Origin of the sequence: Rhodococcus sp. DMU1 (assembly GCF_012272955.1) — a bacterium.
GTDB classification, from domain to species: domain Bacteria; phylum Actinomycetota; class Actinomycetes; order Mycobacteriales; family Mycobacteriaceae; genus Rhodococcus; species Rhodococcus aetherivorans.
Window position 1 is genome coordinate 3666723 of the sequence record NZ_CP050952.1, and the last position, 23756, is coordinate 3690478.

20 protein-coding genes are annotated in these 23756 nt (G+C 71.5%); 7 read left to right on the forward strand and 13 right to left on the reverse strand.

Annotated elements, in window-relative coordinates:
- Positions 1–30: 30 nt before the first annotated feature.
- Complete coding sequence (locus tag HFP48_RS16860; RefSeq protein ID WP_006934260.1) at positions 31–807, reverse strand: fumarylacetoacetate hydrolase family protein; 777 nt, start codon at positions 805–807, stop codon at positions 31–33.
- A gap of 114 nt (positions 808–921) precedes the next feature.
- On the opposite strand from HFP48_RS16860, the gene HFP48_RS16865 reads away from it, so the two are divergent.
- Positions 922–2094 (forward strand): MFS transporter, encoded by a 1173-nt coding sequence (locus HFP48_RS16865; protein ID WP_006934259.1) that lies wholly within the window; start codon positions 922–924, stop codon positions 2092–2094.
- Positions 2095–2139: 45 nt separating this feature from the next.
- Here the strand turns inward: HFP48_RS16865 and HFP48_RS16870 are convergent, their stop codons facing one another.
- The 6 genes from HFP48_RS16870 to HFP48_RS16895 all read right to left on the reverse strand — a co-directional run bounded on the left by HFP48_RS16870 (position 2140) and on the right by HFP48_RS16895 (position 10557).
- The gene (locus tag HFP48_RS16870; protein ID WP_029544413.1) at positions 2140–3150 is read right to left on the reverse strand and encodes a 3-isopropylmalate dehydrogenase; all 1011 of its coding nucleotides are present in this window, start codon (positions 3148–3150) and stop codon (positions 2140–2142) included.
- Positions 3151–3230: 80 nt separating this feature from the next.
- Positions 3231–4823 (reverse strand): phosphoglycerate dehydrogenase, encoded by a 1593-nt coding sequence (gene serA, locus HFP48_RS16875; protein WP_006934257.1) that lies wholly within the window; start codon positions 4821–4823, stop codon positions 3231–3233.
- Between the two features lie 452 nt (positions 4824–5275).
- The gene (locus tag HFP48_RS16880; protein WP_029544415.1) at positions 5276–6982 is read right to left on the reverse strand and encodes a SulP family inorganic anion transporter; all 1707 of its coding nucleotides are present in this window, start codon (positions 6980–6982) and stop codon (positions 5276–5278) included.
- 76 nt (positions 6983–7058) lie between these two features.
- Entirely contained in the window at positions 7059–8060 is a 1002-nt protein-coding gene (gene ilvC, locus HFP48_RS16885) for a ketol-acid reductoisomerase (RefSeq protein WP_029544417.1), read from the reverse strand.
- Positions 8061–8110: 50 nt separating this feature from the next.
- Positions 8111–8614, reverse strand: a complete 504-nt coding sequence (ilvN, locus tag HFP48_RS16890; RefSeq protein WP_006934252.1) for an acetolactate synthase small subunit — start codon at positions 8612–8614, stop codon at positions 8111–8113.
- A complete protein-coding gene (locus HFP48_RS16895; protein ID WP_006934250.1) occupies positions 8611–10557 on the reverse strand; it encodes an acetolactate synthase large subunit in 1947 nt (648 codons plus the stop codon). Before HFP48_RS16895 ends, ilvN begins: the two co-directional genes overlap by 4 nt.
- A 266-nt stretch (positions 10558–10823) precedes the next feature.
- Here HFP48_RS16895 and HFP48_RS16900 point away from each other — a divergent pair, with 266 nt between their 5' ends.
- Together HFP48_RS16900 and ilvD are read left to right on the forward strand one after the other, a co-directional pair.
- Positions 10824–11297, forward strand: a complete 474-nt coding sequence (locus HFP48_RS16900) for a PH domain-containing protein (RefSeq protein WP_029544420.1) — start codon at positions 10824–10826, stop codon at positions 11295–11297.
- Positions 11298–11437: 140 nt separating this feature from the next.
- Positions 11438–13279, forward strand: coding sequence for a dihydroxy-acid dehydratase (ilvD, locus tag HFP48_RS16905; protein ID WP_029544422.1), 1842 nt, complete (start codon positions 11438–11440; stop codon positions 13277–13279).
- A gap of 54 nt (positions 13280–13333) precedes the next feature.
- Here the strand turns inward: ilvD and HFP48_RS16910 are convergent, their stop codons facing one another.
- A complete protein-coding gene (locus HFP48_RS16910) occupies positions 13334–14131 on the reverse strand; it encodes a DoxX family protein (protein ID WP_050035413.1) in 798 nt (265 codons plus the stop codon).
- 112 nt (positions 14132–14243) lie between these two features.
- On the opposite strand from HFP48_RS16910, the gene HFP48_RS16915 reads away from it, so the two are divergent.
- Positions 14244–15356: a PQQ-dependent sugar dehydrogenase gene (locus HFP48_RS16915; protein ID WP_006947419.1), complete on the forward strand. Its 1113-nt coding sequence runs from the start codon at positions 14244–14246 to the stop codon at positions 15354–15356.
- A gap of 25 nt (positions 15357–15381) precedes the next feature.
- On the opposite strand, the gene HFP48_RS16920 is transcribed toward HFP48_RS16915, so the two are convergent.
- Positions 15382–16332, reverse strand: a complete 951-nt coding sequence (locus tag HFP48_RS16920; protein WP_065922440.1) for a linear amide C-N hydrolase — start codon at positions 16330–16332, stop codon at positions 15382–15384.
- 285 nt (positions 16333–16617) lie between these two features.
- Here HFP48_RS16920 and HFP48_RS16925 point away from each other — a divergent pair, with 285 nt between their 5' ends.
- Positions 16618–17034 carry a VOC family protein gene (locus tag HFP48_RS16925; protein WP_102800542.1) on the forward strand — a complete coding sequence of 139 codons (417 nt, stop codon included), beginning with the start codon at positions 16618–16620 and terminating at the stop codon, positions 17032–17034.
- A 64-nt stretch (positions 17035–17098) separates the two neighbouring features.
- Here the strand turns inward: HFP48_RS16925 and gatB are convergent, their stop codons facing one another.
- From gatB to HFP48_RS16945, 4 genes are all read right to left on the reverse strand, one after another.
- Positions 17099–18610 carry an Asp-tRNA(Asn)/Glu-tRNA(Gln) amidotransferase subunit GatB gene (gene gatB, locus HFP48_RS16930; RefSeq protein WP_006942345.1) on the reverse strand — a complete coding sequence of 504 codons (1512 nt, stop codon included), beginning with the start codon at positions 18608–18610 and terminating at the stop codon, positions 17099–17101.
- 59 nt (positions 18611–18669) lie between these two features.
- Complete coding sequence (locus HFP48_RS16935) at positions 18670–19701, reverse strand: 6-phosphofructokinase (RefSeq protein ID WP_006942344.1); 1032 nt, start codon at positions 19699–19701, stop codon at positions 18670–18672.
- Positions 19702–19795: 94 nt separating this feature from the next.
- Positions 19796–20482: a response regulator transcription factor gene (locus tag HFP48_RS16940; protein WP_065922437.1), complete on the reverse strand. Its 687-nt coding sequence runs from the start codon at positions 20480–20482 to the stop codon at positions 19796–19798.
- 9 nt (positions 20483–20491) lie between these two features.
- Positions 20492–21667, reverse strand: coding sequence for a histidine kinase (locus HFP48_RS16945; RefSeq protein WP_168579781.1), 1176 nt, complete (start codon positions 21665–21667; stop codon positions 20492–20494).
- Positions 21668–21810: 143 nt separating this feature from the next.
- Here HFP48_RS16945 and HFP48_RS16950 point away from each other — a divergent pair, with 143 nt between their 5' ends.
- On the forward strand, positions 21811–22395 hold the full coding sequence (locus HFP48_RS16950; protein WP_231385913.1) for a hypothetical protein: 585 nt from the start codon (positions 21811–21813) through the stop codon (positions 22393–22395).
- A complete protein-coding gene (locus HFP48_RS16955; protein WP_168579782.1) occupies positions 22392–23729 on the forward strand; it encodes an alpha/beta-hydrolase family protein in 1338 nt (445 codons plus the stop codon). The genes HFP48_RS16950 and HFP48_RS16955 overlap by 4 nt, the downstream gene beginning before the upstream one ends.
- Positions 23730–23756 lie beyond the last annotated feature (27 nt).

Consider the following 23756-nt stretch of genomic DNA (forward strand, 5'->3'; position numbering starts at 1 on the left):
CGTGCCGGCCGCGAAGCCGCGGTCCGCCTGCTACCTGCGCTTGGCGGTCACCGGATTCGTCAGCGTGCCGATGCCCTCGACGGTGATCGAGACGGTGTTGCCGTCGACGATCGGCCCGACCCCCTCCGGGGTCCCGGTGAGGATCACGTCGCCCGGCAGCAGCGTCATCACCGCCGAGATCCACTCGATCAGCTTCGGAATGTCGTGCACCATCAACGACGTTCGGCTGCGCTGGCGCGTCTGCCCGTCGACCTCCGCGGAGATCTCGAGATCCGAGGGATCGATGTTCGTCTCGATCCACGGGCCGAGGGGACAGAACGTGTCGTGCCCCTTGGCCCGCGTCCACTGCCCGTCCTGCTGCTGATGGTCGCGCGCGGAGACGTCGTTGGCGACGGTGTAGCCGAGGACGACGTCGAGGGCCTTCGCGGCCGGAACGTCCTTGCAGGGACGGCCGATGACGACGGCGAGCTCCGCCTCGTGGTGGACGAGGCCGCTGCTCGGCGGGAGCACGATCGGCGCCCCTGGGCCGACGATGGAGGTGTTCGGCTTGAGGAAGATCACCGGCTCGTCGGGAACCTCGTTCCCGGATTCGGCCGCATGGGCGGCGTAGTTGCGGCCGACGCAGACCACCTTGCTCGCCAGGATCGGCGCGAGCAGCCGGACGTCGGCGAGCGGCCAGCTGCGGCCGGTGAAGGTCGGGGTGCCGAAGGGGTGTTCGGCGATCTCCTTCGCCGTCGCGGCGTCCCCCTCTCCCTCGATGCTGACGAAGGCGACACCGTCCGGGCTGGCAATTCGACCAAGGCGCATGCCCGGGAGTCTATCCGTGTCGCCGCTGGCGGCCCTGCGGACCACGGGACGCAGGTATAGGCTGCCACCGGGAAGTTCACAATACGGGAATTTTGTTTCAGATAGTGAGATGACATGACGGTTCGGGACATCGGCGCGCGGCGCTGGGTCATCCTGGCGCTCGGCGTGTTCGCGCAGGCGGCCCAGGCGGTCCTCGTCAACGGCGCCGCCTTCCTCATCCCCGCGCTCCACGAGGATCGCGGACTCACGCTCGCCCAGGCCGGAACACTTTCGGCCGCGCCGATATTCGGGGTCGTGTTCAGCCTCGTCGCGTGGGGTGCCCTGGCCGACCGGTTCGGCGAGCGGCGGGTCCTGGCCGCAGGGCTCGCACTGGCTGCGGCGGCCACGGCCGCAGCCGCCGCCAGCGGGACCCTGCCGATGCTCGCGCTCATGCTCGCTCTCGGTGGTGCCGCCGCGGCGAGCGCCAACGCCGCGAGCGGTCGCGTCGTCGTCGGCTGGTTCCCGCCGCACCAGCGTGGTCTCGCCATGGGGATCCGGCAGATGTCGCTGCCACTCGGCGTCGCCGTCGCCGCGTTGACCATTCCGCCGCTCGCGCGCGACCACGGAATCGGCTCGGCCCTGGCCTTCTCCGCCTCGGTGTGTGCCGTCGCCGCGGTGGCGTGCGCGGTCGGCATCGTCGACCCACCGCGGCCGGAACGCGGCCGGGCCGCAGAGCTCGGCCTGCTCGACAACCCCTACCGTGCCGGGCGGTCGCTGCAACGGATCCACGCCGCGTCGGTGCTGCTGGTGGTGCCCCAGTACGTGGTGTGGACCTACGCGCTGGTGTGGCTGATCTCCGAGCGCGGCTGGACCGAGTCCGCCGCGGGCCTGGTCATCACCGCCGCGCAGTTCCTCGGTGCGCTCGGTCGCGTCGCCGCCGGCGGGTGGTCCGACCGGGTCGGCAGCCGCCTGCGGCCGCTGCGGCTCGTTGCGCTCTCGGTCGTGCTGTCCATGGCAGCGCTCGCGGCCGCCGCGCTCACCGACTCGGCCGTCGCCGTCGCGCTGCTGATCGTGGCATCGGTGACGACGGTGGCCCCGAACGGGCTGGCCTTCACCGCCGTCGCCGAGATCGCGGGACCGTTCTGGGGTGGCCGCGCGCTCGGCATCCAGAACACCGGCCAGTTCGTCGCGGCGGCGTGCGTGGGTCCCGCGTTCGGCGGGCTCATCGCACTGGCCGGCTTTCCCGCGGCGTTCGCGCTCGCCGCGCTGATCCCGGCCGCCGCGGTGCCCCTGGTCCCCCGCAAATGAGCCGGTGCGGCCTCCCGGACACCGGGAGGCCGCACCGAGACCGGATCAGAGGGCGGCCGCGATGCGGTCGCCGACCTCCGTGGTCACGATCGGGCCCGTGCCGCGGGCGGCGAGGTCCGCCTCGACCGCACGCTCGACCCGGGCCGCCTCGTCCGCCCGGCCGAGGTGGCGCAGCAGCAGGGCGACCGACAGGATCGCCGCGGTCGGGTCGGCGATGCCCTTGCCCGCGATGTCCGGGGCGCTGCCGTGGACCGGCTCGAACATCGACGGATTGGTGCCGGAGGCATCGATGTTGCCGCTGGCCGCCAGGCCGATGCCCCCGGTGACCGCACCGGCGAGATCGGTGATGATGTCGCCGAACAGGTTGTCGGTCACGATCACGTCGAACCGGCCCGGGTCGTCGACCATGTAGATGGTGGCGGCGTCGATGTGGCAGTAGGCCGTCTCGACCTCCGGGTACTCCGCGCCCACCGTCTCGACCGCACGCGTCCAGATGGCACCGGCGTTGGAGAGCACGTTGGTCTTGTGGATCAGGGTGAGGTGCTTGCGCCGGCTCTGCGCGAGCTCGAAGGCGTAACGCACGACGCGCTCGGCACCGAACCAGGTGTTGACCGAGACCTCGGTGGCGATCTCGTGGGGGGTGCCGACGCGGATGGCGCCGCCGTTGCCGGTGTAGGGGCCCTCGGTGCCCTCCCGCACCACGACGAAGTCGATCTCCGGCTGCGCCGCGAGCGGGGACTTCGCCCCCGGGTACAGCCGCGACGGCCGCAGGTTGACGTGGTGATCGAGCGCGAACCGCATGTTCAGCAGCAGGCCCCGCTCGAGCACGCCCGGGGTGACGGACGGGTCGCCGATGGCGCCGAGCAGGATCGCGTCGTGCGCGCGGATCGCCGCCAGGTCGGCGTCCGGGAGCAGTTCCCCGGTGGCGTTGTACCGCCGGGCACCGAGGTCGTACTCGGTGGTCTCGAGATCGGGGACCAGCGTCCTGAGCACCTTGAGGGCCTCGGCCGTGACCTCGACACCGATGCCGTCACCGGGGATGACCGCAAGCTTCATGGGCACACTCTCTTCCTCTTCGCGACGACGGCCGCGACCGTGCTCGACGATCGCGGCCATCGGATACAGCGGGGGGTGGTTCAGGACAGGTCGACCTGCGCGACGCGGGCGTCGAGCCGCTCCACGATCTGCGCGACCTCGGTGTCGCCGACGACCCGGTCGACCCGCAGGATCACCGTGGCGCCGGGGCCCTCGACGTCCTGGCTCAGTGCCGCCGCCTGGATGTCGATCCCGGCGTTGCCGAGGACCGTGCCGAGGACACCGAGCACGCCCGGGCGATCCTCGTAGTGGACGACGAGGTTGTGGCCCTCGGCGCGCAGGTCGAAGCTGCGGCCGTTGATGTTGACGATCTTCTCGATCTGCTGCAGGCCGGTCAGCGCACCGGTGACGGTGGTGACGAGACCGTCGGCGGCCACGGCGCGGACCTCCACCGCGCTGCGGTGGGTGGAGGCCTCGCTGTGCTTGTCGACCTCGACACTCACGCCGCGCTGCTCGGCGAGGGCCGGGGCGTTGACGAAGGTGACCGGCTCGTCGCTGCTGGCGGAGAACAGGCCGCGCAGCGCGGCGAGGCCGAGGATCTCGACGTTCTCCGCGGAGAGTTCGCCGCTGGCGACGACCTGCACGTTCTGCACCGCCTCCGGCGAGAGGGTGCCGGCGATCAGGCCGAGCTTGCGCACGAGCTCGAGCCACGGTGCGACCTCCTCGCCGACCGGGCCGCCGGAGACGTTCACGGCGTCCGGGACGAACTCACCGGCCAGGGCCAGCAGCACGCTCTTGGCGACGTCGGTTCCGGCGCGGTCCTGGGCCTCGGTCGTGGAGGCGCCGAGGTGCGGGGTGACGACGGTGTTGTCGAGGTCGAACAGCTTCGAGTCCGTGCAGGGTTCGGAGTGGAAGACGTCGAGGCCGGCGGCGCGAACCTTGCCGGAGACGAGGGCGTCGTGGAGGGCGTCCTCGTCGATGAGACCACCGCGGGCGGCGTTGACGATGATGACGCCGTCCTTGGCCCGCGCGAGCCGCTCGGCGTTGATCAGGCCTGCCGTCTCCTTGGTCTTGGGCAGGTGCACGGAGATGAAGTCGGCACGCTCGATCAGCTCGTCGATGTCGACCAGTTCGATCCCGAGCTGGGCGGCACGGGCCGGCGGCAGGTAGGGGTCGTAGGCGATGACGTGGGTCTCGAAGGCGGCGAGGCGCTGCGCGAAGAGCTGCCCGATCCGGCCCAGACCGACGACGCCGACGGTCTTGCCCAGGATCTCGGTGCCGTTGAAGCTCGAACGCTTCCAGGTGCGCTCACGCAGGGTGCGGTCGGCGGCGGGGATCTGCCGGGCCGTGGCCATCAGCAGCGCCACGGCGTGCTCGGCGGCCGAATGGATGTTGGACGTCGGAGCGTTGACGACCATCACACCGCGCTCGGTGGCGGCCGGGATGTCGACGTTGTCGAGGCCGACGCCGGCGCGACCGACGATCTTCAGCCTCGTGGCGGCGGCGAGGACCTCGGCGTCGACCGTGGTCGCCGAACGGACCAGCAGGGCGTCCGCCTCGGGCACCGCCGCGAGCAGCGCGGGACGGTCCGGACCGTCGACCCAGCGCACCTCGACACCGTCACCGAGCGCATCGACGGTCGACTGCGCCAGCTTGTCGGCGATCAGGACAACGGGACGGCCATTCTGGCTCACGTGCGAACTCCCCTGTGGTTGGTTTGTCTGACGGGTCGTCGACGGCGCCGCACCCCGAGGTGCGCGAATGCAGCCGTGACCGGGCTCAGTTTAGTGCCCGGGCCGTGGCCCCGGGGCCACGGCCCCGGAATGGGTTGCCTACTGGTACGAAACGACCCACGCCCGCGGCGCCACGGCCGCGGTCCGTTCGGACCCGAACGCCGGCGAATCCGAGCCGGGAAGGCCCTCCGGCCGATCCGGTACCTGGTGCCGCCGTCCCGGCGCGAGCCGCATTCCGGGTCCGGAGCGGGACCGTCCGGGTGGCACCTGTGGTCCGGCGAACCTGCGCCCGGGGGAACGTCGCTCGCAGACCACCGACGAGTTCCGTTCCCACGGGCACCGTTTCGCCGGGACCCTGCACCAGGCCGCGGCCCGGCGCGAGTGGACCGCGAGGGCGGAACGCCGTGCCCCGGCTATGCGGGGCCGGGACCCGCGGTGGATCGCCGGTGCCGGAACGCGACGACGGCGGTGCGGACCGTCGGATAGAAGCGGTCCCGGGTGAACCGATCTCCCAGCCCGAACCGCACCAGCCGGTCCTTGATCGGACCCTTCATCGCGGCGAAGGCCAGGTGGATGCCCTTGCCCGCCAGGTACCGGTCCAGGTCGACGAGTTCGTCGACGGCGGTGGTGTCGAGGCCGGTGATCGGTTCCGCGGCGATCACGACCCACTCGACCGGCTCGGGCGATTTCGCGACCAGCGAGCGGACGTAGTCGTCGAAGATCGAGCCGTTGGCGAAGAACAGCGGGGCGTCGAACCGCACGAGCAGCAGGCCCGGGATCCGATGCCCCTCGGGGTGGCGGTTGATGTCGTGGAAACCCGCGACGCGGGTGAGCTCGACGAGTTCGGTGCGGTACGGCGACCATGCGTGTCCCACGACGGCGACGAAGGAGAGCCCGATGGCGACGAGAATCCCCTCGAGCACCCCGACGAGCGCCACTCCGAGGAAGGCCGCCGCCGCGAGACCGGCCTCGATCCGGCTCATCCGCCACATGCGGATCACGCCGCGCACGTCGATGAGTGCCGAGGCGGCGACGAGGACGACCGCGGCGAGGGTCGCCTCGGGCAGATAGGCGGTCGCGCCGGGCGCGAGCAGCACGAACAGCAGCACGGCGGCGGCGCCGACCACCCCGACGAGCTGGGTGCGGGCACCGTTCTGCTCGGCGACGGGCGTGCGCGACGAGCTCGCCGAGATGGGGAAACCGCTGAACAGCCCGGTCGCGACGTTGGCGGCGCCGATGGCCTTCATCTCGGTGCTGCCGTCCACGTCGTCGCCGCGGCGGGCGGCGAACGTGCGCGAGAGCACGCCGGTGTCGGCGAACGCGATGAGCGCGACGCCGGCCGCCGGGCCGAGCAGTGCGAGCACGTCGCCCCAGCTCACCGCTGCCACATCGGGCGTCGGCAGTCCCGACGGCAGCGCCCCGACCATGACGATCTCGTCGGTGAGGCCGAGCAGCGCGGACACCACGGACGCCCCGACCACGGCGACCAGGACACCCGGGATGCGCGCCCGCAGGAGGCGGAACGCCAGGATGACCGCCAGGGACGCCACACCGACGGTCGCCGCGACGAGGTCGACGTCGCCGGCGGCCACCGCCCGGACGATCGCGGCGGTGTCCTGGAGCAGGCCCGGCTCGTCGATCGAGAAGCCGAGCAGTTTCGGGAGCTGACCGACCACGACGACCAGCGCGATGCCGTTGAGATAGCCGAGCCTGATGGGCTTGGACAGCAGTTCGGTGACGAAACCGAGGCGCAGGAAGCCGGCGACGACGAGGATCACGCCCACGAGCAGGGCCAGAACCCCCGCGAGCGCGAGCGCCTCCTGCGGGTCGCCCGTCGCGGCGAGCGGGAGCACCGCCGCGGCGATGAGCGGGGCGAGGGACGAATCAGGCCCGAGCACAAGCACTTTCGACGGACCCACCAGCGCGTACACCAGCAGCGGGACGATCGTGGCGTACAGGCCGGCGTAGGCGGGCAACCCGGCGGCCGTCGCGTAGCCCATGCCCGCGGGGATGAGCAGCGCGGTGAGTGCCAGGCCGGCGGTGATGTCGGGGCGCAGCCACTCCCGGCGGTAGGTGCGGGCCGTGACGACCCCCGGCAGCTTTCCCAGGCCCCAGGACATCAGCGCATTATCCACCCTGGAACGCCGACGGCCCGGCACCACAGCGGTGCCGGGCCGTCGAAGCGGCGGGATCCGATCAGGCGGTCTCGGTGATCGGGCGGTCCACCCAGCTCATCAGGTCGCGCAGCTGCTTGCCGACGACCTCGATGCCGTGCTCGGCGTTCTTCTTGCGCAGCGACTCGAGCTCCTTGTTGCCGCCCTCGACGTTGGCGACGAGACGCTTGACGAAGGTGCCGTCCTGGATGTCCTTCAGGATCTCCTTCATGCGCTCCTTCGTGCCGGCGTCGATGACGCGCGGCCCGGAGAGGTAGCCACCGAACTCGGCGGTGTCGGACACCGAGTAGTTCATGCGGGCGATGCCGCCCTCGTACATGAGGTCGACGATGAGCTTGAGCTCGTGCAGCACCTCGAAGTACGCCATCTCCGGGGCGTAGCCGGCCTCGACCATCACGTCGAAACCGGTCTTGACCAGTTCCTCGGTGCCACCGCAGAGGACGGCCTGCTCACCGAACAGGTCGGTCTCGGTCTCTTCCTTGAAGGTGGTCTTGATGACGCCGGCCCGGGTGCCGCCGATGCCCTTGGCGTAGGACAGCGCCAGCGCCTGGCCCTCGCCCTTGGGATCCTGGTGGACGGCGATGAGCGCGGGGACGCCCTTGCCGTCGACGAACTGGCGGCGCACGAGATGGCCGGGGCCCTTCGGGGCGACCATCGCGACGGTGACGAACTCCGGCGCCTCGATGAGACCGAAGTGGATGTTCAGGCCGTGGCCGAAGAACAGCGCGTCGCCGTCCTTCAGGTTCGGCGCGATGTCCTCCTTGAAGATCGACGCCTGCGCGGTGTCGGGCGCCAGCAGCATGATGACGTCCGCCCACTCGGAGACCTCGGCCGGGGTGCCGACCGCCAGGCCCGCCTCCTCCGCCTTGGCCCGCGACTTCGAGCCTTCCTTCAGACCGATGCGCACCTCGACACCGGAGTCGCGCAGGCTCAGCGAGTGCGCGTGTCCCTGGCTGCCGTAGCCGATCACCGCGACCTTGCGGCCCTGGATGATCGACAGATCGGCGTCGTCGTCGTAGAACATCTCGACTGCCACAGTTGTTACCTCTCTCAGCAAATAAGGGTGTGTTCAGGCTAACGGGTGGCCGTGATCGACTTCGGACCGCGTCCGACCGCGACGACCCCGGACTGCACGATCTCGCGGATGCCGTAGGGCTCGAGCATCCGCAGCAGGGCGTCGAGCTTGGACCGGGTACCGGTGGCCTCGATCGTGAGCGACTCGGGCGAGACGTCGATCACCTTGGCGCGGAACAGATTCACCGTCTCGATGACCTGCGTCCGCACGCTCGCGTCCGCCCGCACCTTGATCAGCAGCAGCTCGCGGGCGACCGAGGCCTCCTCTTCCTGCTCGACGATCTTGATGACGTTGACGAGCTTGTTGAGCTGCTTGGTCACCTGCTCGAGGGGGAACTCGTCGACGGTGACGACGATCGTCATCCGGGAGATCTCGGGGATCTCGGTGCCGCCCACCGCGAGGGATTCGATGTTGAACCCGCGGCGGGAGAACAGGCTCGCCACGCGGGCCAGCACGCCCGGCTTGTCCTCGACGAGAACGCTGAGGGTGTGACTGGTGCTCACTGACGATCCTCTCCTGCTGCTGCGGCGCCGCGCTGGTCCGGGTGCTTCTCGTGCTCGAGTGCCTCGTGGATGACGGCCGGCTCGGCGGCCGCCTCGTCCTCGTCGAACAGCGGGCGGATGCCCCGCGCCGCCATGATCTCGTCGTTGCCGGTGCCCGCGGCGACCATCGGCCACACCTGGGCGTCCTTGCCGACGATGAAGTCGATGACCACCGGACGGTCGTTGATCGACTGCGCCTGGCGGATCGCGTCCTCGACCTCCTCCTCGCGCTCGACGCGGATGCCGACGCAGCCCAGAGCCTCGGCCAGCTTGACGAAGTCGGGGATGCGCAGGGTGTGGGTGGCCAGGTCCGTGTTCGAGTACCGCTCCTCGTAGAACAGCGTCTGCCACTGCCGCACCATGCCGAGGTTGCCGTTGTTGATGAGCGCGACCTTGATCGGCACACCCTCCACCGCGCAGGTCGCCAGTTCCTGGTTGGTCATCTGGAAGCAGCCGTCGCCGTCGATGGCCCACACCTCGGCGTCGGGCACGCCCATCTTGGCGCCCATGGCCGCCGGAACGGCGTAGCCCATGGTGCCCAGGCCGCCGGAGTTGAGCCAGGTCCGTGGCTTCTCGTAGTCGATGAACTGCGCGGCCCACATCTGGTGCTGGCCGACGCCGGCGCAGTAGATCGCGTCCGGTCCGGCGAGCTTGCCGACCTTCTGGATCACGAACTCCGGCGAGAGCATGCCGTCGGCGGGCCGGTCGTAGCTGAGCGGGTAGGTGCGGCGGATCCCGTCCAGGTACTCCCACCACTGGGCGTACTCGAGCGTGGTGCCCGTCGCGAGATCCGCACGGATCGCCTCGATCAGCTCGACGATCACCTCCTTGCAGTCACCCACGATCGGCACGTCGGCGTGCCGGTTCTTGCCGATCTCGGCCGGGTCGATGTCCGCGTGGATGACCTTCGCGCCGGGCGCGAACGAGTCGAGCTGACCGGTGACGCGGTCGTCGAACCGCGCGCCGAGCGTGATCAGCAGATCGGACTTCTGCAGGGCGGCGACCGCCGCGACGGTGCCGTGCATGCCGGGCATGCCGCAGTTGAGCCGGTGAGTGTCGGGGAACGCACCGCGCGCCATGAGCGTCGTGACGACCGGGATGCCGGTGAGCTCGGCCAGCTCGAGCAGCTCCGGAGAGGCCTCGGCCTTGATGACACCGCCGCCGATGTACAGCACGGGCGACTTCGCCTCGGCGATCAGGCGGGCGGCTTCACGGACCTGCTTGCCGTGCGGCTTGGTCACGGGACGGTAGCCGGGCAGGTGCATCTCCGGGGGCCAGCTGAAGGTGGTCTGGGCCTGCAGGATGTCCTTCGGGATGTCCACGAGCACCGCGCCGGGACGGCCGGACGCGGCCAGGTAGAACGCCTCGGCGAGGACGCGGGGGATCTCGGCGCCGTCGGTCACGAGGAAGTTGTGCTTGGTGATCGGCATGGTGATGCCCGAGATGTCCGCCTCCTGGAAGGCGTCGGTGCCGATCAGACCGCGGCCGACCTGGCCCGTGATCGCCACGACGGGGACAGAGTCCATCTGCGCGTCGGCGAGCGGGGTGACGAGGTTGGTGGCGCCGGGGCCGGAGGTGGCCATGCACACGCCGACCTTGCCGGAGGCCTGGGCGTATCCGGTCGCGGCGTGGCCGGCGCCCTGCTCGTGGCGGACCAGCACGTGCCGGACCTTCTGCGAGTCGAACAGCGGGTCGTAGACGGGGAGGATCGCACCGCCCGGAATGCCGAATACCGTGTCGACTTCGAGCTCCTCGAGGGCCCGGACCACCGACTGTGCGCCGGTGACCCGCTCGGGGGCGACCTGGCGACGGTTACCGGACTGGGTGGCCGCGGCCGCGGGCGACGGGGCTGCGGCCCCGGGCTTGCGCGGCGAAGGTTGAGGCCTTGCGGTTGGTGCGCTCACTGCGATTCCTCTGGTTCTGGCTCCGGGCAACAAAAAACCCCCGTCAGCAGCATCTGCTGTACGAGGGTGGCGCGTCGTGGGCGAGTTGCGAGAAGCGGCTCAGGCGACGACGCGCCGGCCGATTACGAGCAACCCATTCTGATTCACGCGCTCGACGGTAGGCGCGCGAAGGTCCGACAGTCAACTTGGTTCGGTCACCTGTCCCAGAATGTGAGATGCCTCGGCTGCAATGGGAAGATGGTGAGGTGTCATCTCCACAGCAGCCCGTGCCACCACGCCCATCATCCCATACGGCCGAACAGCAGCCGCAGGTCATCCAGATTTCCCGGCTCGCGCTGCTCGCATGTGGGTTCGTGCTGCTCGGAGTGGCCTCCCCGGCCCTGGCCTGGCCCGCCGCGTTCGGCTGGATGGTGGTGATTCCGTTCCTCGTCGGCGCGTGGGTGCTGCGGGTGCGCACCGTCGTCGGGCCCGAGGGCATCACCGCCCGGTCCGCGTTCTCGACCCGGACCCTGGCCTGGGACGAACTCGACGGCCTGCGATTCCCCAAGCGGGGCTGGGCGCGCGCCCGCCGCACCGACGGCACCGAGGTACCCCTGCCGGTCGTCACGTTCGGCCGTCTCCCCCAGCTCGCCGCCGGTAGCGGCGGTCGCATCACCGACCCGTATGCGGCCGCGCGCGAGGCGGAGGCACGGGAGCAGGCCGCGGACACCGAGCCGGACGCGGACGTCGAGTCGAAATAGCACACGAGTAAATTCGAAGCCGCCCAGGCCCGCTCCGGCCCCGTCCGGCGGAGCCCGGTCCCCTGCGTCGCCGCGCCCGCGCAGCACACAGCCCCGAAGCAGCCCCAGCCCCGAAGCAGCCCTAGCCCCCGAGGAACCCGATGCCCCCGTTGAGGTCACGCACCACCACCGCCGGACGCAACGCCGCCGGGGCCCGCGCCCTGTGGCGCGCCACCGGCATGACCGACTCCGACTTCGGCAAGCCGATCGTCGCGATCGCGAACTCCTACACGCAGTTCGTGCCCGGCCACGTCCACCTCAAGGACGTCGGCGAGATCGTCGCCGAGGCGGTGCGGGCCGCCGGCGGTGTGCCGCGCGAGTTCCACACCATCGCCGTCGACGACGGGATCGCCATGGGCCACGGCGGCATGCTGTACTCGCTGCCCAGCCGCGAGATCATCGCCGACTCGGTGGAGTACATGGTCAATGCGCACACCGCCGACGCGCTGGTGTGCATCTCCAACTGCGACAAGATCACCCCCGGCATGCTCAATGCCGCGATGCGCCTGAACATCCCGACGGTGTTCGTCTCGGGCGGCCCGATGGAGGCCGGCAAGGCGGTGGTCGTCGGCGGTGTCGCGCAGGCCCCCACCGACCTGATCACCGCGATCTCGGCGTCGGCCAACGACGCCGTCAGCGACGACGGCCTCGACGAGGTCGAGCGCAGCGCCTGCCCCACGTGCGGGTCGTGCTCGGGCATGTTCACCGCGAACTCCATGAACTGCCTGACCGAGGCGCTCGGACTGGCACTGCCCGGCAACGGGTCGACGCTGGCCACCCACGCGGCACGCCGGGCGCTGTTCGAGCGGGCCGGCACCACGGTCGTCGAGGCGGCGCTGCGCTGGTACCGGGACGAGGACGAGTCGGTCCTGCCGCGCAACATCGCCTCCCCCGCCGCGTTCCGCAACGCCATGGCGCTCGACGTCGCGATGGGCGGCTCGACCAACACCGTGCTGCACACGCTCGCCGCGGCGCAGGAGGGCGAGGTCGACTTCGACCTCGGCACGATCGACGCCATCAGCCGCAAGGTGCCGTGCCTGGCGAAGGTCTCCCCCAACTCGGACTACCACATGGAAGACGTCCACCGGGCCGGCGGCATCCCCGCGATCCTCGGCGAGCTGCGCCGCGCCGGGCTGCTCGAGACGGACGTGACCACGGTCCACACGACGAGCTTCGACGAGTGGCTCGATACGTGGGACGTGCGCTCCGGCAAGGCCTCCGACGAGGCGATCGAGCTGTTCCATGCGGCCCCCGGCGGTGTCCGCACCACCGAGCCGTTCTCCACCGCCAACCGCTGGTCGTCGCTGGACACGGACGCCGCGGCCGGCTGCATCCGGGACGTCGAGCACGCCTACACCGTCGAGGGCGGACTGGTCGTCCTGCGCGGCAACCTCGCTCCGGACGGCGCGATCCTCAAGACCGCCGGCATCGACGAGGACCTGTTCACCTTCGAGGGCCCGGCGTTGGTCGTCGAGTCGCAGGAGGAGGCTGTGTCGGTGATCCTCGGCAAGAAGGTGCAGCCCGGGGACGTCGTCGTGGTCCGCTACGAGGGACCGTCGGGCGGGCCGGGCATGCAGGAGATGCTGCATCCCACCGCGTTCCTGAAGGGCGCGGGACTGGGCAAGCAGTGCGCCCTGATCACCGACGGCCGGTTCTCCGGCGGCACGTCGGGACTGTCGATCGGCCACATCTCGCCCGAGGCGGCGTCCGGCGGCGTCATCGGTCTGCTCGAGAACGGTGACCGGATCCGCATCGACGTCCCCACGCGCACCCTCGAGGTCCTCGTCGACGACGCCGTCCTCGCCGAGCGGCGCGCCAAGATGGAGGCTTCGGAGCGCCCGTGGCTGCCGGTCGACCGGCAGCGCACGGTCACCACCGCCCTGCGCGCCTACGCCGCGTTGGCCACCTCGGCCGACAAGGGTGCAGTCCGCCGGGTGCCGTAGGCACCGGTGCGTCCTTCGGGCTGTTCCTGCCGCCCGAAGGACGCACCGTCCGCGTCAGCGGCCGAATATCCAGAGGCAGACCCCACCCGCGACGCCGAGCAGCAGCGCGACGAACGAGCCGGCGAACGGCCGGGTCGCCCAGCCGCGGGTGCCGTCGACCGCGACCCGACCGGGACCGGTCAGCACGATCACTGCGGCGGCGGCCGCGAGCAGGGTCTCGTACTCCACCCCGTCCGGCGCGAAGTACTGCAGTCCCGGCTCGGCGGACTGCCGGAACAACCACGCGTTGATCATGATCGCCAGCACGGCGGCGGCGGCGAGCGGGGTGAGCAACCCGAGGATCAGCAGCGCTCCGGCCGCCACCTCCCCCACCGCACCGAGCACCGCGAGCAGGGCCGGACGCTGGTAGCCCGCGTCGGCGAGCATCGCCTCGAACCCGTCCATGCCGGGGCCGCCCCACAGCCCTGTCAGCTTCTGCACCCCGTGCACCACCATCGTGCCGCCGACGACGAGCCGCAGCACGAGCAACCCCAGGTCCAGTGTGCCGCGGCGCGCCTTCGCCGGCCCGGGCGCGGCACCGGTCTCCGCTCCGATCGGCGCCGCGACGGCGCCCGCGGGCTCGTACCGGTGCATCCGCTCGGTGGGGGCGACGTCGGAGTCCGCGTACCCGTACTGCGCCGGGCCGCGCCGCTCGAAGGCGGAGTTGTCGAGATCGAGGTCGTCATCGGACTCGAGCATCGACGAGCGGGGGCGCTGCAGCTCCAGGGTGGGATTGTCGTAGGGACTCGACACCGGCTCCGCGGCATCCTGCGGCGTCGGCTCCGGGACGTGGTCTTTCGCCTTGTCGGTCACCGAACCAGGGTAGGTCGCCCGGGTCGGCCGACCCGGGAACCGAGTCGGGGCGCGCCGCCCCGGTAACGTCATGGTCATGACGAGGCGCGCGAGAGTCGGTGGGTCGCGACGGATGCGAGCGACGGTCGCGTCGATCGTGGGTCTGCTCGCCCTCACCACGTCGTGTGCCCGTTTCGACGACGCGACCACCACCCCGTTCACGCCGGAGCCGAGCTTCGACGCGGGCGCCGAACTCGAACCGCTCGAGCCCCCGACGACGACCACGACGCCGGGCGCACCGCCGACACCGCCGGGCCCGTGTCAGGACCCCGACCCCGCGGTGGTCGCCACGTGCCTCGACACCACGGGAGGGCTGGTCACCATGCCGGACGGCGGCTCCGCTCTCGTCGCGGAGCGGCGCACGGGCCGGATCCTGCGGGTGGCACCGCGGACGGAACCGGTGGAGGTGGCCACCGTGCCGGTCGACGGTTCCGGCGACGGCGGGCTGCTCGATCTCGCGCTGTCGCCGACCTTCGACGAGGATCGGCTGCTCTACGCCTACATCACCACCCCGACCGACAACCGCGTCGTGCGGCTCGCCGCGGGCGACGTCCCGAAGCCCGTGTTCACCGGCATCCCGCGGGGGGCGAGCGGGAACGCGGGCGCGCTCGAGTTCACCTCACCCACCGACCTGGTGGTGCTCACCGGCGACGCCGGGAATCCGGCCGCGGCCGCCGATCCGGCGTCGCTCGCCGGGAAGCTGCTGCGGATGCCTCTGCCGGCGCCGGGCGCGGCCGCGGCGCCGTCGGTCGTGCTCTCGGGGATCGGAACGGCCGGCGACGTGTGCCGGGATCCCGCCGGAAACCTGTGGGTCACCGACCGCACCGCGCTCGAGGACCGGCTGCAGCGTGTCGGAGTGGACGGCGCGGTGGGCGCGTCCCCCGCCTGGACGTGGCCCGAGCGTCCGGGCGTGGCCGGATGCGCGGCCGGTGCGGACGCGGTCGCGGTGTCGCTGACGGACGGCAAGGCGGTTGCGGTGGTCGCCATCGATCCGGGAACAGGGGCGGTGACGGCGGCGCCCGTGCCGGCGGTGCAGGACCGCTACGGCCGTCTCGGCGGCGCGTCGGCGGGCGGCGACGGGCAGCTGTGGGTGTCCACCGTCAACAAGGCAGGCGGCGAACCGGGCCCGAACGACGATCGGGTCGTGCTGATCCAGTTCCCCGCCGGCGGGGGCGGCTTCGACTAGCCGGAACCGTTCGTCTCGGGGTACGTCACGACAGCGTGAAGGGCGGCTCGGCCGCGTCGGTGAACGCGCCGCTCACGTTGCCCAGCAGGCCCGGTTTTGCAAGGTCGAGCTTGCGGCAGGTCGAGAAGTCCAGGTCGGCCGACCGGGTCCACACGATGTTCGGGCTGAACGACGATTCGAACATGTACAGCCCCTCGGTCAGGTCCGTCAGCGTGCGCCAGATCGTCATCGAGATGTTCGGCCGTTGCGGATCGGGTTCGCCGAACGGTTGCGCGACATTGCGCATGACGCTGAGCAGCGCCGCATACGCACGGGCCGGGGTCTCCACGGCGGGCAGTCGGTCGAGATAGTAACTTGCCCGGACGAAGCGGTCGGACGCCTCCGTGGTGCCGGGCAGCGGCTCGGATCCCCCGAAACCGGTAAAGCTCTTCCGGAGTTCGATCTGCTCGTCGTACGGCGGTGAGTTCGTCATGACGGTGTTCGCGCGGCCGTGATGTACCCGCAGCGTTCCACCGATGTGCTCGAGGATCAGGGAGTCACCACTCGCGTCCTCGAGGGCCAGATGCACGGTCGCGGGACGCTGGGAGCGCGGCTCGATCAACGGTCGGACCTGGAAGGGCCGCTCGGCCATCAGGGCGAGGCACTCGTCGACGGTGCCGCACAGGTCCAGGAAGATCTGCGGCCACAGGGACACCGCGAGCGCGGGCAGTTCCGGGTCCCGTTCCCCGAAGTCCGCCTCCGCGAGCCACAGCACGTGGGCGGCCAGGCCGCGCTCGTTGATCCCGTCGCTCGTGGCGTTGTCCCAGACGGCGGCCACGAGACTGCCGTACCGGGCCGTCCAGGTCACCGGGTCGGGATCGCGGTCGTGCCCGATCCGGTCGACCCCCCGCGGAAGTGACCACAGGTTCGTGTCCATCTCCTCGCGCCAGTCCATGTTCCGGCCGACGAGAACGCCGTGCCCGCTTCCGGTCCACATTGCCCGAGTGCACATTGATCCTCCACGATGTCCGACGAGAAATCCGGCCGCCCGTGCGCCGTGAGCGTCGACCCGCCCCACGACGACAGTGACAATACGGACGTTTCGGTCGAATCTCAGCGTTTTCGCGGCGGATCCACCCACACCCGCTCCCGCGACGGTTCGGATTACTCGAATTCGGCTGTGTTGCAATTGCTTCCGGCACACTTCCCCGTTCGACCCGGGACGGTGCAACAATGTCGCCGATCGGTCCGAAGCAGTGGCACGCCCGAGGGAGGGGCCCGCATGACCACACGCCTGAATCCGTACATCAGCTTTCGCGACAATGCCCGCCAGGCCATGGAGTTCTACCGATCCGTGTTCGGCGGAGAATTGAATGTGAGCACGTTCGCGGAGATGCACGCGAGCGACGACCCGTCCGAGCAGGACAAGGTCATGCATTCGATGCTGGCGAGCCCGAACGGTCTCGTCCTGATGGCGGCGGACACCCCCAACCAGATGAGCTACAACCCGGGGGACAACATCTCGATCTCGCTCAGCGGCGACGACGAGGCCGAGCTGCGTGGCTACTGGGACCAGCTGAGCGACGGCGGAACCATCGCCGTGCCGCTCGAGCGAGCACCGTGGGGCGACCACTTCGGCATGTGCACCGACAAGTTCGGCATCCAGTGGATGGTGAACATCGCTGGCGATTCGCAGTAGACACACGGGCGGCCTGCCATCCCGGCAGGCCGCCCGCTCGCGGAAGAACCTCTCGTGGAAGAACTCAGCTGCAGGCGGCGAGCACGAGCTCCTTGACCAGGGCCGGGTCGGCCTGGCCGCGGGTGGCCTTCATCACGTCGCCGACGATCTTGCCGGCCGCCTGGACCTTGCCGCTGCGGATCTTGTCGGCGATGTCGGGGTTGGCGGCCAGCGCCTTCTCCACCTCCGACTTGATGAGCGAGTCGTCGCGCACGACCACGAGTTCGGGGTGCGCAGCGAGGATCTGCTTCGGGTCGCCCTCACCGGCGAGCACGTAGTCGACGACCTTGCGGGCGAGCTTGTTGGTGAGCGTGCCGTCGGCGACGAGGGCGATCACCTGCGCGACCTGCTCCGGGGTGATCGGCAGCTCGACGAGCTCGACGCCGCGGGTGTTGGCCTGCTGGGCCAGGTAGGCGACCCACCAGGACCGGGACTCGGAGGCGGGGGCGCCGGCCTCGGTGGTGGCGATGATCAGGTCCAGGGCGCCGGCGTTGACGAGGTCGCGCATCTCCTCGTCGGAGATGCCCCACTCGGCCTGGATCCGGGCGCGCCGCAGCCACGGCAGCTCGGGGAGGGTGGCGCGCAGGTCCTCGATCCACTCCGCGCTCGGGGCGATCGGTTCGAGGTCCGGTTCCGGGAAGTAGCGGTAGTCCTCCGCGGTCTCCTTGCGCCGGCCCGGCGAGGTGGTGCCGTCGGCCTCCTGGAAGTGCCGAGTCTCCTGGATCACCGTGCCGCCCGCGGTCAGGACCGCGGCCTGGCGGCGCATCTCGTACCGCACGGCGACCTCGACCGACTTGAGCGAGTTGACGTTCTTCGTCTCGGTGCGGGTGCCGAACTCCGCCGCTCCGATCGGGTTGAGGGAGAGGTTGGCGTCGCAGCGCATCGAGCCCTGGTCCATGCGCACGTCGGACACGTCGAGGGCCTTCAGCAGGTCCCGCAGCGCGGTGACGTAGGCGCGGGCGACCTCGGGGGCGCGCTCGCCGGCGCCGACGATGGGCTTGGTGACGATCTCGATGAGCGGCACCCCGGCGCGGTTGTAGTCGAGCAGCGAGTGGCTCGCCCCGTGGATGCGGCCCGTGGCGCCACCGACGTGCAGCGACTTGCCGGTGTCCTCCTCCATGTGCGCGCGCTCGATCTCCACGCGCCACGTGCTGCCGTCGTCGAGGACCACGTCGAGGTAGCCGTCGGTGGCGATCGGCTCGTCGTACTGCGAGATCTGGTAGTTCTTCGGCTGGTCCGGGTAGAAGTAGTTCTTCCGCGCGAACCGGCCCCACGGCGTGATCGAGCAGTTCAGCGCAAGGCCGATGCGGATCGCCGACTCCACCGCCGCCTGGTTGACGACGGGCAGCGAGCCGGGCAGGCCGAGGCACACCGGGCACACCTGCGTGTTGGGTTCGGCGCCGAACGTGGTCGGGCACGGGCAGAACATCTTGGTCGCGGTGTGCAGCTCGACGTGCACCTCCATGCCCATCACGGGCTCGAACTTCGCGAGCACCTCGTCGTAGGCGAGCAGATCATCGGACATGGCGGCAGTCATGCGCTCGATTTTAGACGGTGCCGCCATGCGGCGAACCGGCCCTCACGCGCGGCGCGACCTCACCCGAAGATGATCCGCATCTCCTCGTAGCGGTCCTTCGGCACCCGCTTGTGGTTGGCGAGCGCCTCGTCGAAACCGACCCGGGCGATGTCGGTTCCGTGCAGCGCCACCATGTGCCCCCACTCCTCGTCGGCGACGAGATCGGTGACCGCCATGCCCAGGCGGGTGGCGAGCACCCGGTCGAAGGCCGTGGGCACGCCGCCGCGCTGGATGTAGCCCAGGATCGTGGCGCGGGTCTGGATGCCGGTGCGCTCCTCGATCATCGGGGCGAGGACGTCGGCGATGCCGCCGAGCCGCGGCCGGTCGAACTCGTCGCGCCCCTTGTCGGAGTACGCCTCGGTCATCTCCGGCAGGGTGAATCCCTCCGCGACCACCACCATGGGGGCCCGGCCACGGTCGCGGACGCTGGTGACCCATTCGCAGATCTGCTCGATGCTCTCGGGCTGTTCGGGGATGAGGATGGCGTGGGCACCCCCGGCGGTGCCGGAGTGCAGCGCGATCCACCCCGCCTCCCGGCCCATCACCTCGAGGACCATGCAGCGCTTGTGCGAGTTGCCGGTGGTGCGCAGCCGGTCGATCGCCTCGGTCGCGATCTCGACGGCGGTGTCGAAGCCGAAGGTGTAGTCCGTCTGGCCGAGGTCGTTGTCGATGGTCTTCGGCACTCCGACGATCCGGATGCCCTCCTCGAACAGCCGCTTGGACGCGGCGGCCGTGCCCTCGCCGCCGATGGCGATCACGGCGTCGACGCCCATGCGCTCGAGCGTGCGGGCGATGTTCTCCGCGCCGCCGTTCGGTCCTTGATAGGGGCCGAACCGGCTGGTGCCGAGAATAGTGCCGCCCTGATGCGACAATCCCCGAACCTTGCTGCGATCCAAGGGGATTGCGTCGCCTTCCACCAAACCACGCCAGCCGTCGAGGAATCCGACGAACTCCTGACCGTAGACGGTCCTGCCCTTGAGGACCGCTCCGCGGATCACCGCGTTCAGGCCGGGGCAGTCCCCGCCGCTGGTGAGAATGCCGATGCGCGTCATCCGTACCTCCGTGCCGGTCGTGCAGGTTGTCGGTGGTCCTCCCGGCAATACTGCCCCGGCGCGGCGCCCGCGGCATCCCGATCGCGGGTGCAGCTCACCCCGGCACGACCAGTCCGGACTCGTACGCCAGTACCACCGCCTGCGCCCGGTCCCGCAGGTTCAGCTTCCCGAGCACCTTCCCCACGTGCGTCTTGACCGTCTGCTCCGCGACGAACAGGTGAGCGGCGATCTCCTGGTTCGACAGCCCGCGGGCGATCAGCTCGAGCACCTCGCGTTCGCGCGGGGTGAGGACGTCGAGCGCCCGATCGCGGCCGCGGCGCGGCGACCGCCGGCGGGTGACGTCCGCGATGAGGCGGCGCGTGACGGTCGGCGCGAGCAGCGCCTGGCCGTCGGCGACGACGCGGACCGCCCGGATCAGTTCGTCGGCGGGCGCGTCCTTGAGCAGGAATCCGCTGGCGCCCAGGCCCAGTGCCTCGTAGACGTAGTCGTCGATGTCGAAGGTCGTGAGCATCAGCACACGTGTCGGCGGATCGGTGCGCCCGGCGAGGATGTGCCGGGCCGCGTCGAGTCCGTTCATCTCGGGCATCCGCACGTCCATCAGGACCACGTCGGGTCGCAGGCGGGCCGCCTCCGCGACGGCCCGCCGACCGTCCGGGGCGTCGCCGACCACGCTGATGTCGGGTTGGGCGGCGAGCAGGGCGCCGAAGCCCTGCCGCACCATGGCCTGGTCGTCGGCGATCAACACGGTGATGGGGGTCGCGGCTGCGCTCGGGTCCGTCACGGCCTCAGCCTAGGCCGCCGGGACGCGCGGCAGCTGCGCTCGCACCTCGAATCCACCGCCCGGGACGGGATGGGCCACGAGCCGCCCTCCGACCGCCAGCGCCCGGTCGACCATGCCGCGGATGCCGTTCCCGCCGCCGCGGTCCCCGGGTCCGGGCTCCGCGCGCCCGGGGCCGTTGCGCACGGTCACGCTCACCTCGTCCGGTCCGTACCCCACGCCGACCTGGACCGGTGCCCCGGAGGCGTGGCGGGCGGCGTTGGCGAGCGACTCCTGCAGGATGCGGTACACCGTGAGCGCGGTGGCGTCGGAGACACCCGCCGGGTCACCGTCCGTCGCGGTGGACAGGACCATCCCGGCGCGCCGCGCGCCCTCGAACAGGTCGCCGAGCCGGTCGAGGCCGGGCTGGGGAGCCTGCGCCCGTTCGCCGTCGCCGTCGCTGCCGTCGGCGAGGTTGTCGCTCCGGAGCACGCCGAGCATGCCGCGCACCTCGTTGAGCGCCTCGCGCGCGGTCGCCCCGATGGATTCGAACTCCGCGCGCACCGGTTCGGGGACCTCGGGCAGGCGGTACGGGGCGCTCTGCGCCTGCACCACGACGAGGGACATGTGGTGCGCGACGATGTCGTGCAGGTCGCGGGCGATGCGGGCCTTCTCCTCGAGGATCGCGCGGCGGGCCCGCTCGAGTTCGCTGACCTCCTCCTGCCGGGCCAGCTGCCGCCGGGAGAGCACGAGCCACCGCACGAGCAGGCCGAACACCGCCATCGCGGTCAGGCCGAGCGCCCAGCCCCAGCCGTTCTGCCCCGGCACGTGGGTGAAGAACAGCACCACCGTGGCCGCCCACACGAGCCCGGCGATCTGCAGGGACGCGCGCATGCTCACCGCGACGAGCAGCGCGCACAGCACGAGGATGTGCACCACCTGCCAGGGGTAGTCGTAGCCGGGGACGAGGTCGAAGGCGCGCGGGATCGCCAGCGCGGCCCCGGCCGAGACCGCCCACCCGAGGGCGGGATCGGTCCGGATCGCCACGAACGGCCCGGCCGCGAGCGCCGCGACGACGGGCATCAGCGGTGCGGGCACCTCGTGGGTGAGGTGCAACGTGGGCCACGCGACCGCGTACAGGATCAGCGTCGCCGCCACGATCGCGATCGTCCACCAGCGGCCTCGGCCGCGTTCTCTCGTCCAGCGCACGGCACCACGGTAGGCACGGGACGCCCGCACTGTCGTCATACCAGGGGGTGAGATGCGCCTGGCTCCGTGGGGGCAGACGGCCGCGGCCGGACCGCTCCGGTGTGGGATCCGCGCCGGTCCCCGTCGTTCCTAACGTCCGTGCCATGCGCAGACGAGCGACGACAGTGATGGTGGGTACGGCCGCGGCACTGTTCCTGGGAACCGTTGGGGCGCAGGCTGGTCCGGAGGGGCAGCCGAGGCCGCACGGGGGCGCCACGGCGGCGGCGGTGGCGGCGCTGTCCGACGGCGACACCGCGGCGGCGCTCGAGGTCTTCCCGGCCGGCTTCGAGCCGGCGATGCACTACCGCCCGGTCACCGAGGACGGGATCCTGGTGGATCCCCTCGGGGGCTGCTCCTCCCCCGTTCCCCTGCCGAAGTTCTTCGAAACACCCTGCCGTGAACACGATCTCGGCTACGACCTGCTGCGATACGCCCGGTCGGTGGGACACGAACCGGGTCCGCAGGCGCGGCGCGGCCTGGACGCCCGGCTGAGCCGGCACCTGCACGAGGCGTGCCGCACGGCGGCTCCCGGCGACGGCTGGTGCGTCCTCACCGCGGATGTGGCGTCGATTGCCGTGCGGTTCAATTCGTGGCGGCAACGCGACGCGGCACCGGTTCCCGAGTCACCGCTGCCGTACGCGGCCGTGGTGTGGACGTTGGCCGCGGCGGCGCGGTGGGCGGTGCGATGAGGGCGCTCGCGGCGTCCGCGGCCGCGGACGCGGGGGTCGATTCGCTCGCGCGGCGCTGCCCGCGGGTGGCGACGACCGTGGCGGTGACGATCGCGGTGTGGGTCTCGCTCGCGCCGTCGCTGCTGCCCCGTGCGGCCCTGGCACAGGCCGCTGCCTCCGGATGCGCCGCCGCAGCCGCGGCCGTGGCCGCCGGGGTGCGCCCCCGGCGGCACGGGGGATCCGCGCGGCCCGGGGCCGCGCGGCCGGCGGCGCTGGTCGTCGCGGCCGGCGCGCTCGGGTGGGCGGTGCTCGCCGCGGCGCAGTGGCAGGACGCGTTGCGGGCGTCGATGGGGCGACCACCCGCCGGTCCGGCGCACTGGATCGTTGTATGTAGTTGTGCCCCCTTGATATTCGCGGCAGTACGGGCGATCGGCCGGGTTCCGGGGGCGTGGCGCCGGCGGGCCGGCACCCGCGCGGTCGCGGCCACGGCTGTCACGGTGGCCATGGGCGTCGGCGTCGCGATTGTGCCCGTGGGGCTCGGGCAGGCAGACCCGGTCGCGAGGCCCGTCGCCGCCGCGGTGGCCGGCAGTCCGTCGTCCCTGGCGTCCTGGGAGTCCCTGGGCGACGAGGGCCGCCGTTTCGTGACCCTCGACGCGCATCCCGGCGCGATCCGCACGTACGTGGGGCTCGGATCCGCTGCGGACGCCCGCTCGCGCGCCGCGCTGGCCGTGCGCGAACTCGACCGCGCCGGTGGGTTCGCCCGCGCCCACGTCGTGGTGGCGGTGCCCACCGGCTCGGGCTGGATCGACCCCGGCGCGGTGCGGGGGTTCGACACGGTGTTCGGCGGCGACGTCGCGCTCGTGGCGCAGCAGTACTCGGCCGCGCCGAGCTGGGTGACGTTCCTGTTCGACCGGAACGCGGCCGCGGCGTCGGCCCGCGCCCTCCTGACGGCCGTGCGCGCCCACCTCGACACCCTGGACCCGGTCCGGCGCCCGCAGCTGCACGTGCACGGGCAGAGCCTCGGGTCGATCGGGGGCAGCGCCGCGCTCGCCGACCACGCATCGGCCGCGGCGGGTCCCTGCGCGGCGATCTGGGCGGGTCCGCCGGCCGGCGCGGTGCGCACGGCCGGAGCGATCGTCACCGCGAACACGTCGGATCCGGTGGTGTGGTGGCAGCCGTCGCTGCTGTGGTCCCCGCCCGACCTGTCCCGAGCGCGACGCGACGCGCCCGTGCCGCGGTGGCTGCCGGTGGTCAGTTTCGTGCAGGCGACGCTGGACCTGCCGGTGGCGCTGGACGCGGCCCCCGGTCACGGGCACCGCTACGGCCCGGACCAGGCCCGGTGCGACCACCCCTGACCGGGACGGCGCACCGGGCCTCGGCCG

Excerpts from the sequence above, each read along its gene's own strand:
- HFP48_RS16860 (WP_006934260.1), bottom strand. The coding sequence starts at position 807 with ATGCGCCTTGGTCGAATTGCCAGCCCGGACGGTGTCGCCTTCGTCAGC.
- HFP48_RS16865 (WP_006934259.1), top strand. The coding sequence starts at position 922 with ATGACGGTTCGGGACATCGGCGCGCGGCGCTGGGTCATCCTGGCGCTC.
- HFP48_RS16870 (WP_029544413.1), bottom strand. The coding sequence starts at position 3,150 with ATGAAGCTTGCGGTCATCCCCGGTGACGGCATCGGTGTCGAGGTCACG.
- HFP48_RS16880 (WP_029544415.1), bottom strand. The coding sequence starts at position 6,982 with ATGTCCTGGGGCCTGGGAAAGCTGCCGGGGGTCGTCACGGCCCGCACC.
- ilvC (WP_029544417.1), bottom strand. The coding sequence starts at position 8,060 with ATGTTCTACGACGACGACGCCGATCTGTCGATCATCCAGGGCCGCAAG.
- ilvD (WP_029544422.1), top strand. The coding sequence starts at position 11,438 with ATGCCCCCGTTGAGGTCACGCACCACCACCGCCGGACGCAACGCCGCC.
- HFP48_RS16915 (WP_006947419.1), top strand. The coding sequence starts at position 14,244 with ATGCGAGCGACGGTCGCGTCGATCGTGGGTCTGCTCGCCCTCACCACG.
- HFP48_RS16920 (WP_065922440.1), bottom strand. The coding sequence starts at position 16,332 with ATGTGGACCGGAAGCGGGCACGGCGTTCTCGTCGGCCGGAACATGGAC.
- HFP48_RS16925 (WP_102800542.1), top strand. The coding sequence starts at position 16,618 with ATGACCACACGCCTGAATCCGTACATCAGCTTTCGCGACAATGCCCGC.
- gatB (WP_006942345.1), bottom strand. The coding sequence starts at position 18,610 with ATGACTGCCGCCATGTCCGATGATCTGCTCGCCTACGACGAGGTGCTC.
- HFP48_RS16935 (WP_006942344.1), bottom strand. The coding sequence starts at position 19,701 with ATGACGCGCATCGGCATTCTCACCAGCGGCGGGGACTGCCCCGGCCTG.
- HFP48_RS16950 (WP_231385913.1), top strand. The coding sequence starts at position 21,811 with ATGCGCAGACGAGCGACGACAGTGATGGTGGGTACGGCCGCGGCACTG.
- HFP48_RS16955 (WP_168579782.1), top strand. The coding sequence starts at position 22,392 with ATGAGGGCGCTCGCGGCGTCCGCGGCCGCGGACGCGGGGGTCGATTCG.